The organism is Acetobacter estunensis (assembly GCF_011516945.1).
GTDB classification, from domain to species: domain Bacteria; phylum Pseudomonadota; class Alphaproteobacteria; order Acetobacterales; family Acetobacteraceae; genus Acetobacter; species Acetobacter estunensis.
Window position 1 is genome coordinate 1 of record NZ_WOTH01000056.1, and the last position, 12,603, is coordinate 12,603.

A 12,603-nucleotide genomic window follows, 5' to 3' on the forward strand; every position below is an offset into this window, starting at 1 on the left:
ACTCGTCGCTCTCGCATACAACTGCAAAAGAATGGCACGGCTTCAGGCGGCATAAGCCGGGTCAGCCTCGGCCTTATAACCCTCAAAATGACCAACCCGACAGGCTGCTAACAGGCCCTAGGGGATAAACCCGATGTTCTGCTCAGTGCAGTAATCAAGCACGTCCTCGCTGATGCGATCGACGAGATTGTAGCGGTTCTGGGCGGTTGCCACATCAAAGAACTTAGAGGCCGCCTTGATGTTTTCGACGGATACCTCGCTCAGTCCTGCATGACGGATTAGTTTCTGATCAATGAAGGATCTGATTGCATCGAACTGCTCATCCGCCGGGACTTTGGGGTCAATGCGGTGCAATTGCCACAGATCAATCTGTTCGACGCCAAGATTGCGCAGGCTCTTGTGCACTTGCTGAAGCAGATATTCCGGCCGCCCGACCGGCTTCCAGATATCTGGCCCGGAACGGGTCAGACCAGCCTTCGTGGCAATCATGAGGCCATTGGGATAGGGATGCAGGGCTTCCTTGATCAGCCATTCCGAGACATCCGGCCCATAGGCGTCGGCCGTGTCGATGAAGTTGATGCCGAGTTCGGGAAGACGTCGCAGCGTACGGATGACTTCGTCATGATTGGTGGGCAACCCCCATATCCCTTTACCTGTGATGCGCATCGCTCCAAAACCGAGCCGATGAATGGCGAGATCACCGCCGATTGTGAAAGTGCCGGATTTCGTGGCGTTTTCGGATGAATGGATCATAGCCCTCGTTCCTTTTTTCCAGCGAATGGGTGGAGATCAGTCATTCCGTCAGGCTGCGAAGCCACCATCAATGTTGTATGCAGCACCGGTGATGATGCCAGCCTCTGGCCCGGCAAGATACGCGACCAGCCCCGCGATCTCCGCGCCCGTGGCATGGCGTTTGATCGCCATGAAGTCGTGCATCACGTCCTTCAGCGGTCCATCGGCGGGGTTCATGTCGGTATCGGTGGGACCGGGCTGGACAACATTGACGGTGATGTTGCGTGCCCCGAAATCACGCGCCAGTCCCTTGACCATGCCTTTCAGTGCCGCCTTGCTGGCGCTGTAGGCTGCAAGGCCAGTCATCGACATCCGGTCTGCATTGGCTGAGCCGATGAAGATGATGCGGCCACCGTCAGGCATGGTCCGCGCGGCAGCAACCGCCGCGTGATAAGGCGCGAGAGTATTGATGTGGAAAAGTCTGTCGATGTCGTCCGGCGGCATGTCCAGCGGGTCACCCGCGCCGAGAATTCCGGAATTGACGACCACCACGTCCAGAGGGCCGAGCGAGGCGATCAACGCAATGAGAGCATCCCGGTCGCCACTGTCGGCGCGCAGGGCCTTACTTCTGGTCTCGGCCGCCAATGCCTGGGCGTCGTCAGGCGAAGACAGATACGTGAAAACGACTTTTGCGCCATCCGTTGCGAAGCGACGCACGATGGCGGCCCCAATCCCGCGACTGCCGCCTAGCACGAGAACGGATTTACGATGAAAGTTGGTCATGACCGTGTTTCCCTCAACGCCAGAATTTCCGCCAGTCTGTCAAACGCTGGCTGGTAGATGTGTGTCGGCATCCGGGCCTCCATGCTGGCTGCGTGTTCGGCAGCCGCCTCAAACTGGCCGCGCCAGCAGATAAACGTGCGATCGCCATCCGTTATGGGCAGAAGCGTGATGGTCGAGCGGTAGTTCCGGAGCGGCAGAGCCGATTCAATGATCGAGAACGTCAGCGCATGATCCACGTCGGACAGCGCCAGAAGCTGTTCACGGATCACGCCGACATCACCCATTTCAACACGGCGGATCGCGCCGACACGGTCGCCAGGATCATCGCCTTCGATCACGCTGCTTTTCACGCCCGGCAACCAGCGACCAAGGGCGCCGAAATCACGGATCACCTCCCAGACGGACGAAACGGGCGCATTGATGACGCTGCTGGCCATAACGTGGATCATACGGATACCCCCTGCCCTTTTCTGTGTGGGATCAAAGTGACTGGCCGCCCGTCACTTCGATGCGCTGGCCATTTACCCAGTGCATGTCGTCAGACAGAAGGCCACGCACCGCGGCCCCGATGTCGTCGGGTTGGCCGACACGCCCCAACGGCGTGATCTCCGCGAGACTTTTGTTGACCGTGGCATCGTCACGGACCAGACCGCCACCGAAATCTGATGCGACCGCGCCAGGTGCGACCGCATTGACAGTAATGCCCCGCGCGCCCAGTTCCTTTGCCATATAGAGCGAGATGACTTCGGTGGCGGCTTTCATGGCCGCGTAGGGCCCATGATCCGGCAGATAGAAGCGCGTCGCGGCAGAGGTGATGTTGAGAATGCGGCCACCATCTCGGATCAGGGGCAGAAGCGCTACCGTCAGCAGGTACGGGCCTTTGAAGTGGATGTTGTACTGGTTGTCGAGTTGTTCGGATGTTGCGGCATCAAAGCGCGTGTGGATGATGTTGCCGGCGTTCTGGACAACATAATTCAGTCCCCGCTGCCCAAACTCGCTCGCGAGAAGGGCTTTGACCTGCTCTGCAAAATCCCTGAATGACGCATGGTTCGCGATGTCCAACTGCAGCATGCGCAGCTTTGCGTCCTCTTGGCTGAGGGTAGCTTCGGCTGCTTTCGCCTCGCTTTCATTGGCGTGATAGGTGCCGATCACGCTAACGCCGGTGGCCGTTAAATGCTTCGCGATACTGTAGCCGATGCCGCGATTGGCGCCCGTGACGAGGGCGATTTTTGATGTGTTCATGATCGGATTCCTTGACGAGGCATGGCGTCGTATTCCGAAGACACCATTTCCATATCGACCGATCCATAATAGGGACACGAAGCAGGGTCAAGGATTTGTGGACCGACCGATATGGAATGTTCGTGCCAGGTCCGGATCGTCTCGCCGCTGTCAGTCTGTCAGCTTTTTCTTGGGCCGCTTTGCTGTTCCCCGCTTCACTGCGTTGAGATCCCACAATGTCAGGAGGGACGTGACGGCCGCATCCAGAGTGTCCGGACGCATCCCGTCCCGGGCTTCGCATGTCATGCCGTGAAAAAAGGTTGTGAGGATATCGGGCAGGACATCTGTCGCCGGGGATGCGTTCAATTCACCATTAGCGATGGCGCGCTCCACACAGGCCCTGATGCCGGTGCGCGTGCGCTGTCGTTCCGCCGCAAGAAGCGCCTGCACAGGTTCGTTTTCAGGTGAGCAGTTGCTGGCACCGCACACGACCAGGCATCCGGTCGGGTGTGCGCGGGCAGACTGCATGCGCGCCGAGCCATGCAGCGTTCGTTCGATGGCCTCGCGCGGCGACAGGCTTTCATCCCATAACGGCGCCATCACCTGTCCGTAGGTCTCCAGATAACGTTGCACGACTTCGCGGAACAGGGCTTCCTTCGAGCCGAACGCGGCATAGAAACTCGCGGGCGAAATGTTGCCCATGCAGGATTTGAGCTGCGTCAGGGAGGTCGGCTCATAGCCCTGCGCCCAGAAGAGCGCTGTGGCGGCGTCAATCGCCTTGTCGCGGTCAAATTCACGAGGACGCCCAGTCCGCGCCATATTATCGCTCCTTCCGAAAGACTTTCATATTAAGTGATCCAGAAATAATTGCCAAGATTTTGCTACTCCCATATATATGTATCAATCGATCCGTATATGAGTGACGTATGACCCCGAAGACAACATTACCCTCGCAAAATTCCAATGAACGCCTGCCTGTTGCTGGTCTGCTCGCACTGGCGATGACCGGCTTTATCTGCATCATGACCGAAACCCTTCCAGCCGGTCTGTTACCCGAGATTGATGCGGGTCTGCATATTTCCCCTGCGCTGGCAGGGCAGATGGTGACAGCTTATGCCGTAGGCTCACTGAGTGCGGCGATCCCGCTGACACTCGCCACGCAGCGATGGCGGCGCAGAAAGGTTCTGCTGCTGGCGATCATAGGTTTCGTGGTGTTCAATTCCATTACCGCGTTTTCGGCGCATTATGGCGCGACCCTCTTGGCTCGGTACGGAGCGGGTGCAGCGGCGGGTCTCGCCTGGGCATTGCTGGCCGGCTACGCGCGCCGGATGGTGACGCGCGCCCAGCAGGGCCGTGCCCTGGCGATTGCCATGGTCGGCACGCCGATTGCACTGTCGCTGGGGGTGCCCGCCGGGACATGGCTAGGTGCTGCAGTCGGCTGGCGTCTGGCCTTCTGGATCATGTCAGGCCTGACCATACTGCTGATCGCATGGGTTCTGGCAAAGGTTCCTGACTTTCCGGGGGCCGCGCATCACGAGCGCCTGCCATTCCGGCATGTTCTGGACATGCCGGGCGTGCGGTCTGTTCTGGGCGTGGTGATGGCTTGGATGCTCGCGCACAACGTGCTCTACACCTATATCGTGCCGTTCGTCACACCTGCCGGACTGGCGGGACAGGCAGATCGCATCCTGCTGCTGTTCGGGGTCGCCGCTCTGGTTGGCATCTGGCTGACCAGCCGCACGGTCGATCACGCCTTGCGCCTGTCCGTCCTGCTCAGTCTGGCCATATTCGTGGTCGTGGCAGGGGCTTTCGTCATCGGATCCGCGTCACCTGCGGTGATTATGATCGGTGTCACCATATGGGGTCTGACATTTGGAGGCGCTGCGACGTTGCTCCAGACGGCACTGGCGGATGCGGCCGGTGATGGCGCGGATGTCGCGTTGTCAATGAATGTCGTGGCGTGGAACAGTGCCATAGCCGGCGGGGGCCTTTTGGGCGGCGCGCTGCTCGACATATGCGGTGCAGCATCATTGCCCTGGGCTGTAACGGGGCTCGCTGCTGCTGGATTCCTGATCGCCTGGCAAGCCCGGTCCCACGGATTTCCACCCGGCCACCGGCTCGAGCATGGGAGCGGGAGCTAAGAATTTGACGTCGAGTTACTCTGCGGTTTTGGTAAGGATAAACACCTTTATGCCAATGAAGGTTTGTGTCAGAGGATTTTTACGCATCACCCGACTGGTTGGCCGGACCTTTTCTGATCTTGAAGTGCGAGCGCCCCAAACTGTCCGTGTTCAAGAATATGAGATAGTCACTTTGATGTCCGACATGAAGGCGTTACCCGTCTACCAGCTAAACTCCCAACTGACAGATCATCTGGGTTGGAGCGGCCGACCGCCCGTATCCCCCCATAAACCGGCCGGAAACCTGAACCAGAAAAACCCAGTTTTGTGCTAAAGAAGGGCATGTCTGACCGCTATTATTCTGACCTTCGCGCACTGTGCTGCATTATCGATCAAGGCAGTTTCGTTGCCGCTGCCAGAGAACTTTGCGTGTCGCGTTCGGCGCTCAGTGAAACCATCCGTCGGCTGGAAAACTTTGTTGGCGTTCAGCTTCTGAACCGAACAACACGCAGCGTCAGCCCTACGCCCGCAGGTGAGCGTCTGGCGGCGCGGTTCGGAGTGGCGTTCGAAGAAATCGGGGCCGCTTTAAGCGAAGCCGGTGCGATGGGCGGCGAAATCGCTGGTCTGGTGAGGGTTCACGCCCAACGCCTTGGGTACGAGCTCTTTCTAAAACCGCTCTTACCCGATATTGTCCGACGTTTCCCTAGGATCAGCGTCGAGGTGCAGATCGACGATGCTGGCGTGGACATTGTACAGGAACGGTTCGACGTAGGCATACGGCTTGGGGAGATGCTGGATCAGGATGTTATTGCTTTCCCGCTTCAGCCCAGCTTGCGGCAGATCGCCGTTGCTGCTCCGTCTTACATCGATCAACACGGGATGCCACTCCATCCGCGTGAGCTCCGCGATCATCTCTGTATCGGTTTTCGCTGGCCGGGGCATGATGCCTTGTACAACTGGGAATTCTGCGAAAACGGCGTCTGGTTCTCCGTAGCCGTATCCGGTCCACTGACCTTCAATGATCAGCGGGCAGCACTTGATGCCGCCGTTGCTGGCGCGGGCATCGCATTGTGGGTTGAGAGCGAGGTTCAGCCACTCATCGCGGCCGGCCATCTTATTCCCCTGCTGACAGAGTATTCCGCCGCTTTTCCTGGCTTTGCGCTCTACTATCCCCCGCATCGTCATCGCTCGACTGCGGTGAAGACCTTCATTGCTGCCGTGCGCGGTGCAAAGACGCCATGACAGATTGTACCTGCCCGGCCGTATAACCCATCCAGAATATGCAGTATTAAAATTACGATACGGCCACTCCAGATGATGTTCTCGACATCACAGGAGGTTCGTATGAATCCGGAAAACACAGCAGGAAATTTTACAGGCAAAGTCGCGATTGTTACCGGCGCAGCAAGTGGGATCGGTCGCGCAGCTGTGGAACTGCTTCATGCGCGAGGCGCATCGGTTATCGCGGAGGATTGCAATCCCAATGTTAACGCTCTTGCCCAGCCTGGCATCGTCCCACTCGTCGGGGACGTGGCCGAAGAAAGTGCTGCCCGACTGGCCGTGGCAACGGCGGTCGAGCAGTTCGGTCGGCTGGATATTCTCGTGAATAATGCGGGCATCATCATCAACAAGCTGGTGGTGGACATGACTCTTGAGGAATGGGACCGCATCTTCGCCGTCAATATCCGGGGCGTGTTTCTGCACTCGCGTGAGGCGATGCGTGCGATGATCCCGAACGGTAGCGGAGCTATCGTCAATGTCGGATCCTATGCCTGCTTTCAGACCTTTCCATCGATCGCAGCGTATGCCGCGTCGAAGGGAGCCCTTGCCCAATTCACCCGAACACTGGCCGTGGAAGCAATCGGTCATGGGATCCGGGTCAATGCTGTGGGCGCAGGAGATACCGTAACCAATATTCTCAACCATATTCATGCAAACGGTCCATCAGCCCTTGCGGACTATGGCAAACAGGCTCCTATTGGACGAGCGGCTCAACCAGAGGAGATCGCCAGGGTGATTGCCTTTCTCGCATCCGACGAGGCCAGCTTCATGGTCGGGTCGATCGCAATGGCCGATGGTGGGAAAAGTGTAGTGCTTCCCACCTGATCAGATCATTTCCGCTCTCTCCCTGCTCGTCATGGCCACGTCTGCTTTGCGGAACGGACTATGACCGAGCGGATGACAGGGATGAGGGGGAGCTGACTTTCTACCAAGAAAGTAATTCACTCTGTCCGCTCCGAAGCTAATTCATAAATTTCATTATCGGCTCTCCGGCCAACGGCAATCACATAGATGATGATCCGTTCGTCGATGACCTGATAAACAAGGCGGTAGCCATCTTTCAGAAGCTTGATCTTGTAAAACCCTGATAGGTCGTGATGAAGCTCGTTTCCTGGAGAGTGAGGATTCCAGATCAGCTTTTCCAGCTTCTTTTCAAATTTCTTACGCACGCTGCCGTCAAGAGCATCCCACTCCTTAAGCGCTCTATCATCGAATTCGAGACAATACTCTCTCATTCGCGATGACGGCTCTTAAGTTCCGCAAAAGTCATACGGTGCTTTTGGGTAGGATTTTTGAGACGTTCGCGCACAATCTCGATAAGCTGCGCATCCTCGTCTGTGACAAGCGTGCGCTTGACGGGAGAGCGCCCCGTTTCAGCAATATATGCGAGGGTATCGCGCAGTGCGTCGGAAAGTGAAATGCCTTGAGCTGACAACTTCTCAACTGCGGCCGCCTTCAGCGTTTCATTTACTCGGAATGTAACAGCAGACATACAAAGCCCCCTTGCGTGTATGCACATCTGTATCACATTTGTTCATACGAATGAAGCGAAAGAATGGATGATGCCGATGTCTGCTTTCGGGAAACAAGATCGACTGCGGAAATGGCAGAAAAGAGGGCGACTGCAGCCTGTCTGCTCTGCTTTTGCTAACCCGACAGACAGGTTGAGTCGGAATTGCCACGATGCTTAGCGGTCAATCTCGATCGCCAGCTTTGTCCCGCTGAACAGAATGCGCATACCGATCCCCCCACTTCTTGAGCGCCTGAATAACTGGCTTCAGCGTCTTTCCCAGCTCGGTCAGGGCGTATTCCACATGCGGTGGCACCTCGGGGAAAACGGTGCGTGACACCAGTCCGTCTGCCTCGAGTTCGCGCAACTGATTGGTCAGCATCCGCTGCGTGACGTTGGGCAAGCGGCGGCGCAGTTCGCCGAACCGCAGCACCCCGTCCTCGAACAGGTGATACAGGATCAGCGCCTTCCACTTGCCCCCGAACAGTTCCAGCGTGGCTTCCACCGTGCAGCCGGGGCTGCAGGCCAGCGTGGTGTGACGAATGCGGGGCATGGTATCATTCCTGACACTAGGGGCGGTTTATGTGCGTTCTTGCGCACACCGTAGGCTGGGTCAATGTTTACATGCGGGCCGGACAGATGTCCTGCATTTGTAAACAGGGTTGATCATGTCTTCATCTTCTTTATTCGAACCTGTGCGACTGGGCGACCTATCGCTGGAAAACCGGATCTTCCTGCCACCACTGACGCGCTGCCGCAGCACCCAGCCCGGCGATATTCCCAACGCGCTGATGGCCGAATATTACGCGCAGCGCACGCAGGCGGGTTTCCTGCTTACCGAAGGCACGCAGATCGAACCTCGCGGGCAGGGCTATGCCTGGACACCGGGCATCTACTCACCTGAGCAGATCGCGGGCTGGAAACTGGTCACGGACGCGGTGCACGCAAAACAGCGGCCCATCTTTGCGCAGTTATGGCATGTCGGTCGTGTCTCGCACCGCGCCCTGCAACCCGGCCATGAAGCTCCGATCGCCCCGTCTGCCGTCGCGGCAACAGGCGTGAATGTGTTCATCCCCACGGGGCCGGGCACGGGAAAGCTGGTACCGCCGGACATGCCACGCGCGCTCTCCATTCCAGAAATCCATGACCTGGTAGAGTTGTACGCACAGGCAGCCCGCAACGCCCTGTCAGCCGGTTTCGATGGCGTCGAAATCCACGCCGCCAATGGCTACCTGATCAACCAGTTCATCTCTGAACGTGCCAATTTTCGCACCGATGCCTATGGCGGCAGCCTGTCTAATCGCCTGCGCTTCCTGCGCGAGGTGGTCGAGGCCGTCTCCGCCGTGGTCACGCCTGGCAGGATGGGCGTGCGGTTTTCCCCGCTGTTCGGCACGACCACGGAAAAGCGCGTGTATCTTGGCCTTCTGGAGGACAATCCAGCGGAAACCTATACGGCAGCCGTGCGCGTGCTGGCGGACGCGGGCATCGCCTATGTCTCGCTCGCCGAGGCTGACTGGGACAATGCGCCTGAAATGCCGGACGCCTTCCGCGCCAGCGTGCGCGACATCTTTGGCGGCCGCATCCTGTGCGCGGGCCGTTATGACCTGCACAAAGCGCAACATGTGCGGGCGCATGATTGGGCGGACATGATCGGCTTCGGGCGCAAGTTCATCGCCAATCCGGACCTGCCCACGCGGCTGAAACATGGCTGGCCACTTAACTCGCTGGACCCGACGACGATGTATGGCGGCGGCGCGCACGGCTACACCGACTACCCTTTCCATAATCAATAAACAGGGAAACGCACCAATGAGTTTTTATCAGACACTCAATCCGACCACGGAAACCGTGGAACGCACGTTTGAACTACATACCGCCGCGCAGATGAAGGAGATTGTCGATCGGGCGGACCATGTGTGGAAGACCGACTGGAAAAAGCGCGATATCGCAGCCCGCAAGGTCATCATGTCAAAAGCCGCCGACCTGCTGCGCCGTGACCGCGTGACCCATGCGCGCCTGATCGCGACCGAGATGGGCAAGGCGCTGCCCGACGCGCTGGAAGAGATCGACATCACCGCCGATATTCTCTCCTTCTACGCCGACGGGGCGGAAAAATTCCTCGCTCCCACGCATCTGAAGGTCAAGGAAGGCCACGCAAAGATCATCAATCAGCCTCTGGGCCTGATCTACTGCATCGAGCCGTGGAACTTCCCTTATTACCAGTTGGCCCGCGTGGCGGGGCCGAACCTGATGGCGGGCAACGTGGTCATCGCCAAGCACGCGCCCAACGTGCCGCAATGCGCGCTGGCCTTTGAAAAGCTGTTCCACGACGCGGGCGCGCCTGCTGGTGTCTATACCAACATCTTCCTCGACAACGATCAGTCCGCTGAGCTGATCAAGGATTTCCGCATCCGTGGCGTTGCCCTGACCGGCAGCGAACGCGCGGGCCAGACGGTCGCGGCCGAAGCCGGTGCGGCGCTGAAGAAGGACACTATGGAACTGGGCGGGAGCGATGCCTTCATCGTGCTCGATGAGGCGGACCTTGAACTGGCAATCAAATGGGCGACATGGGGCCGGTTCGCCAATAACGGACAGGTCTGCACGGCGGCCAAGCGCATGATCGTGCATGAAAAGGTCTATGATGCTTTCGTCGCAGGACTGAAAACCGCGATCACGCAGTTCCGCATTGGCGATCCGCTGGCTGAAGGTACGACCCATGGCCCGATGAGCAGCAAAAAGGCGCTCGACACCGCACTTGCGCAGACCGACGAAGCGGTCAAGGCAGGGGCAACGCTGGTGGCTGGCGGCAAGCGAATGGAGCGCAAGGGTTTCTTCATGGAACCGACCATCCTGACCAACGTATCAAAGGGCAACCCGGTCTTCTATCAGGAGATTTTCGGCCCGGTTGCGGTCGTGCACAAGGTTGCATCCGAACATGAAGCCATCGAACTGGCCAATGATTCCCCCTATGGCCTCGGCGGGTCCGTGTTCTCCCGTGACCTCGGTAGGGCGGAACGGGTGGCCGAAGCAGTCGAAACCGGCATGATGTTCATCAACACGGCCACGGCTGCGGCCCCTGAACTGCCGTTTGGCGGGATCAAGAACTCTGGCTTTGGCCGCGAACTGTCCTTCCTCGGCATTGAGGAGTTTATCAACCGTAAGCTGATCCGCGTTGCCTGAAGATTAGGCGAACGCTGCTTTCTGTCCCGGATAAAATCCTGTCCGGGGCAGAGGTGTGCTACTCATCAAGTTAAATGCCACCTGCGGCTCAAGTGATACGAAGAAATGGTATATGCCTGCTTTGGCAACCGCACGATTAGTCATCGAATGACCGGAATTAGGCGTAAGCGGAATGCCTGGATCTGTCCGCGTGGTTGTCGGGACTTCTGCTTGATTGGCAGATTTATCATCATCTTCAGGCTTTCGACAAAAGACAGAGTTTGAAGTTAGGTATGAAATAAAGTAAGTCCATACGGCCACGCGTGGGTTTGATGTTGCGTCGTTTGGATCTAAATGATAGATATCAATGATACCTACTCCAAGGAGGTGGACATGTCTGATACAGCCAAAATTTTTATGACCGGTCGCAGCCAGGCCGTGCGTCTTCCTGCAGCTTACCGATTTGACACATCAGAGGTCACAATCCGCAGAGATCCACGTACCGGTGATGTCATTCTCTCGCCGCGTCCCCTGGGGTGGGGTAAGGCACTTTCTGCCATCCGGCAGGCCAAAGGGACTGAGCTTTTCCCTGAAGGTCGCAACCAGGATCAACAGGACAGGGATCCATTTGCTGTGTGCCTAACGTGATTTCTTATATGTTCGATACCAATACAATAAGTGATATCGTACGCGCGGACGAAAGAGTGCTCTCACACGTGGAGGCGCTTGATCCAGGCCGGTGTTGTGTCTCGGCCGTAACCGCCGGAGAAGTTGCGTATGGACTAGCCAAACGCCCATCGGCAACTCGATTACTGCGTCTGACACGCACTGTCATGGATCGGCTGACCATACTGCCCTGGGATCATGGCGTAGCGGAGCGCTACGGCAAATTACGCGCTGAGCAAGAGCGGCATGGTCAAATTCTTGGGTCTTTGGACATGATGATCGCCGCACATGCCCTGACAGAGCATCTCGCGTTAGTGACCAGTGATCAGGCTTTTGCTCAGGTTCGGGGACTTACTGTGCTGAACTTTCGAAATTCGTGAAAACTGAACAAACGCTTATTACATTGTCTCTCAACAAACCAGAAATCAGAACATAGCGTTGACTGCAAACTGCGGGGAAACCTGTATACTTTTGTTGTGACCTGCAAAATAGAACGCAGAGCCGACGATTACCCCCCAATTTGCATTCCAGTTATATTCAAATGCAGGCGCGATCTGCCAGTCTGTTCCGGCTGTTCCTGTTTTATGAATATACGTGCCGTTATTATCATGCCCCCGCAAGGTAGAGCCGTTAGACCATTCTCGCGCAAGGTCCATGGCCAGCACCCATTTCTGGCTTACATCGTTTCCGGCTGTAAGTTATTGTTTTTTTCTGAGAGCCATTTGTCTAAGGCTTCCGGATCTTCGGTAAAAGTCTTTAGTCTTTCCCGAATGCCCATGGCCCATTTGTCACGCTCAACTTCTGTCTGCAATTCTGCGCATGTCTCGCGCCATCCCGGCCAATAATTCGACCGGGAGATTTGGGTGCTGTCCCAAATATCTTCCCACCACGGTTCCGAGCGAAGCCGCTCGATTAAAGCAAGAGGATTATCGTTGCCTTGACGGAGCCGCGTCTCCAGGTCCTCGGGAATGACATGACTGCTAATCATGAGGTTCGATACCATGTCTGATTCCGTATAGATGGAGGGTTCTAAAAACCCCCTGGTTTTGAGGTCTTCTGTATGATTCTATTTCTTCTGCGTTGATTGAGGGAATGGCGATATGAAGCAGTCTGGTTTCTTTGATGTTGAAG

At 57.1% G+C, this 12,603-nt stretch carries 15 protein-coding genes and 2 pseudogenes; 7 read left to right on the forward strand and 10 right to left on the reverse strand.

Annotated elements, in window-relative coordinates; translation table 11 throughout:
• Positions 1–120: 120 nt before the first annotated feature.
• The 5 genes and pseudogenes from GOB87_RS15160 to GOB87_RS15180 form a co-directional block, all read right to left on the reverse strand.
• Positions 121–753: pseudogene (locus GOB87_RS15160) on the reverse strand (aldo/keto reductase); the annotation flags it as partial.
• Between the two features lie 48 nt (positions 754–801).
• Entirely contained in the window at positions 802–1,515 is a 714-nt protein-coding gene (bdcA, locus tag GOB87_RS15165) for an SDR family oxidoreductase (RefSeq protein WP_166318668.1), read from the reverse strand.
• Positions 1,512–1,964, reverse strand: coding sequence for an SRPBCC family protein (locus tag GOB87_RS15170; RefSeq protein WP_166318671.1), 453 nt, complete (start codon positions 1,962–1,964; stop codon positions 1,512–1,514). The genes bdcA and GOB87_RS15170 overlap by 4 nt, the downstream gene beginning before the upstream one ends.
• A gap of 31 nt (positions 1,965–1,995) precedes the next feature.
• Positions 1,996–2,757: an SDR family NAD(P)-dependent oxidoreductase gene (locus GOB87_RS15175; RefSeq protein ID WP_166318674.1), complete on the reverse strand. Its 762-nt coding sequence runs from the start codon at positions 2,755–2,757 to the stop codon at positions 1,996–1,998.
• Positions 2,758–2,907: 150 nt separating this feature from the next.
• Positions 2,908–3,555, reverse strand: a complete 648-nt coding sequence (locus tag GOB87_RS15180) for a TetR/AcrR family transcriptional regulator (protein WP_166318676.1) — start codon at positions 3,553–3,555, stop codon at positions 2,908–2,910.
• A gap of 107 nt (positions 3,556–3,662) precedes the next feature.
• On the opposite strand from GOB87_RS15180, the gene GOB87_RS15185 reads away from it, so the two are divergent.
• The 3 genes from GOB87_RS15185 (at position 3,663) to GOB87_RS15195 (ending at position 6,962) form a co-directional block, all read left to right on the forward strand.
• On the forward strand, positions 3,663–4,877 hold the full coding sequence (locus tag GOB87_RS15185) for an MFS transporter (RefSeq protein ID WP_166318679.1): 1,215 nt from the start codon (positions 3,663–3,665) through the stop codon (positions 4,875–4,877).
• 321 nt (positions 4,878–5,198) lie between these two features.
• Entirely contained in the window at positions 5,199–6,098 is a 900-nt protein-coding gene (locus tag GOB87_RS15190) for a LysR family transcriptional regulator (protein ID WP_166318682.1), read from the forward strand.
• Between the two features lie 102 nt (positions 6,099–6,200).
• Positions 6,201–6,962 carry an SDR family NAD(P)-dependent oxidoreductase gene (locus GOB87_RS15195; protein ID WP_166318685.1) on the forward strand — a complete coding sequence of 254 codons (762 nt, stop codon included), beginning with the start codon at positions 6,201–6,203 and terminating at the stop codon, positions 6,960–6,962.
• Positions 6,963–7,078: 116 nt separating this feature from the next.
• Here GOB87_RS15195 and GOB87_RS15200 read toward each other — a convergent pair whose 3' ends face one another.
• The 3 genes from GOB87_RS15200 to GOB87_RS15210 form a co-directional block, all read right to left on the reverse strand.
• Positions 7,079–7,372 (reverse strand): type II toxin-antitoxin system RelE family toxin, encoded by a 294-nt coding sequence (locus GOB87_RS15200; protein WP_166318688.1) that lies wholly within the window; start codon positions 7,370–7,372, stop codon positions 7,079–7,081.
• Positions 7,369–7,629 carry a type II toxin-antitoxin system RelB/DinJ family antitoxin gene (locus tag GOB87_RS15205; protein WP_166318691.1) on the reverse strand — a complete coding sequence of 87 codons (261 nt, stop codon included), beginning with the start codon at positions 7,627–7,629 and terminating at the stop codon, positions 7,369–7,371. The genes GOB87_RS15200 and GOB87_RS15205 overlap by 4 nt, the downstream gene beginning before the upstream one ends.
• 202 nt (positions 7,630–7,831) lie before the next feature.
• Positions 7,832–8,200, reverse strand: a complete 369-nt coding sequence (locus GOB87_RS15210; protein ID WP_166318694.1) for a winged helix-turn-helix transcriptional regulator — start codon at positions 8,198–8,200, stop codon at positions 7,832–7,834.
• Positions 8,201–8,315: 115 nt separating this feature from the next.
• Here GOB87_RS15210 and GOB87_RS15215 point away from each other — a divergent pair, with 115 nt between their 5' ends.
• The 4 genes from GOB87_RS15215 (at position 8,316) to GOB87_RS15230 (ending at position 11,852) form a co-directional block, all read left to right on the forward strand.
• A complete protein-coding gene (locus tag GOB87_RS15215) occupies positions 8,316–9,440 on the forward strand; it encodes an alkene reductase (protein WP_166318697.1) in 1,125 nt (374 codons plus the stop codon).
• Between the two features lie 16 nt (positions 9,441–9,456).
• Complete coding sequence (locus GOB87_RS15220; protein ID WP_166318700.1) at positions 9,457–10,827, forward strand: NAD-dependent succinate-semialdehyde dehydrogenase; 1,371 nt, start codon at positions 9,457–9,459, stop codon at positions 10,825–10,827.
• A 372-nt stretch (positions 10,828–11,199) separates the two neighbouring features.
• On the forward strand, positions 11,200–11,454 hold the full coding sequence (locus GOB87_RS15225; RefSeq protein ID WP_061498341.1) for an antitoxin: 255 nt from the start codon (positions 11,200–11,202) through the stop codon (positions 11,452–11,454).
• Positions 11,455–11,462: 8 nt separating this feature from the next.
• A complete protein-coding gene (locus GOB87_RS15230) occupies positions 11,463–11,852 on the forward strand; it encodes a type II toxin-antitoxin system VapC family toxin (RefSeq protein ID WP_166318703.1) in 390 nt (129 codons plus the stop codon).
• 45 nt (positions 11,853–11,897) lie between these two features.
• On the opposite strand, the pseudogene GOB87_RS15235 reads toward GOB87_RS15230, so the two are convergent.
• A pseudogene (locus GOB87_RS15235) lies at positions 11,898–12,152 on the reverse strand (hypothetical protein); the annotation flags it as partial.
• On the reverse strand, positions 12,149–12,475 hold the full coding sequence (locus tag GOB87_RS15240) for a hypothetical protein (RefSeq protein ID WP_166318706.1): 327 nt from the start codon (positions 12,473–12,475) through the stop codon (positions 12,149–12,151). The pseudogene GOB87_RS15235 and the gene GOB87_RS15240, both read right to left, overlap by 4 nt.
• Between the last annotated feature and the right edge of the window lie 128 nt (positions 12,476–12,603).

What these genes read in the sequence shown, in the direction of transcription:
- GOB87_RS15230 (WP_166318703.1), top strand. Translation starts at nt 11,463, where the DNA reads ATGTTCGATACCAATACAATAAGTGATATCGTACGCGCGGACGAAAGA.
- GOB87_RS15170 (WP_166318671.1), bottom strand. Translation starts at nt 1,964, where the DNA reads ATGATCCACGTTATGGCCAGCAGCGTCATCAATGCGCCCGTTTCGTCC.
- GOB87_RS15180 (WP_166318676.1), bottom strand. Translation starts at nt 3,555, where the DNA reads ATGGCGCGGACTGGGCGTCCTCGTGAATTTGACCGCGACAAGGCGATT.
- GOB87_RS15195 (WP_166318685.1), top strand. Translation starts at nt 6,201, where the DNA reads ATGAATCCGGAAAACACAGCAGGAAATTTTACAGGCAAAGTCGCGATT.
- GOB87_RS15220 (WP_166318700.1), top strand. Translation starts at nt 9,457, where the DNA reads ATGAGTTTTTATCAGACACTCAATCCGACCACGGAAACCGTGGAACGC.
- GOB87_RS15175 (WP_166318674.1), bottom strand. Translation starts at nt 2,757, where the DNA reads ATGAACACATCAAAAATCGCCCTCGTCACGGGCGCCAATCGCGGCATC.
- bdcA (WP_166318668.1), bottom strand. Translation starts at nt 1,515, where the DNA reads ATGACCAACTTTCATCGTAAATCCGTTCTCGTGCTAGGCGGCAGTCGC.
- GOB87_RS15240 (WP_166318706.1), bottom strand. Translation starts at nt 12,475, where the DNA reads ATGGTATCGAACCTCATGATTAGCAGTCATGTCATTCCCGAGGACCTG.
- GOB87_RS15190 (WP_166318682.1), top strand. Translation starts at nt 5,199, where the DNA reads ATGTCTGACCGCTATTATTCTGACCTTCGCGCACTGTGCTGCATTATC.
- GOB87_RS15185 (WP_166318679.1), top strand. Translation starts at nt 3,663, where the DNA reads ATGACCCCGAAGACAACATTACCCTCGCAAAATTCCAATGAACGCCTG.
- GOB87_RS15225 (WP_061498341.1), top strand. Translation starts at nt 11,200, where the DNA reads ATGTCTGATACAGCCAAAATTTTTATGACCGGTCGCAGCCAGGCCGTG.
- GOB87_RS15205 (WP_166318691.1), bottom strand. Translation starts at nt 7,629, where the DNA reads ATGTCTGCTGTTACATTCCGAGTAAATGAAACGCTGAAGGCGGCCGCA.
- GOB87_RS15215 (WP_166318697.1), top strand. Translation starts at nt 8,316, where the DNA reads ATGTCTTCATCTTCTTTATTCGAACCTGTGCGACTGGGCGACCTATCG.
- GOB87_RS15210 (WP_166318694.1), bottom strand. Translation starts at nt 8,200, where the DNA reads ATGCCCCGCATTCGTCACACCACGCTGGCCTGCAGCCCCGGCTGCACG.
- GOB87_RS15200 (WP_166318688.1), bottom strand. Translation starts at nt 7,372, where the DNA reads ATGAGAGAGTATTGTCTCGAATTCGATGATAGAGCGCTTAAGGAGTGG.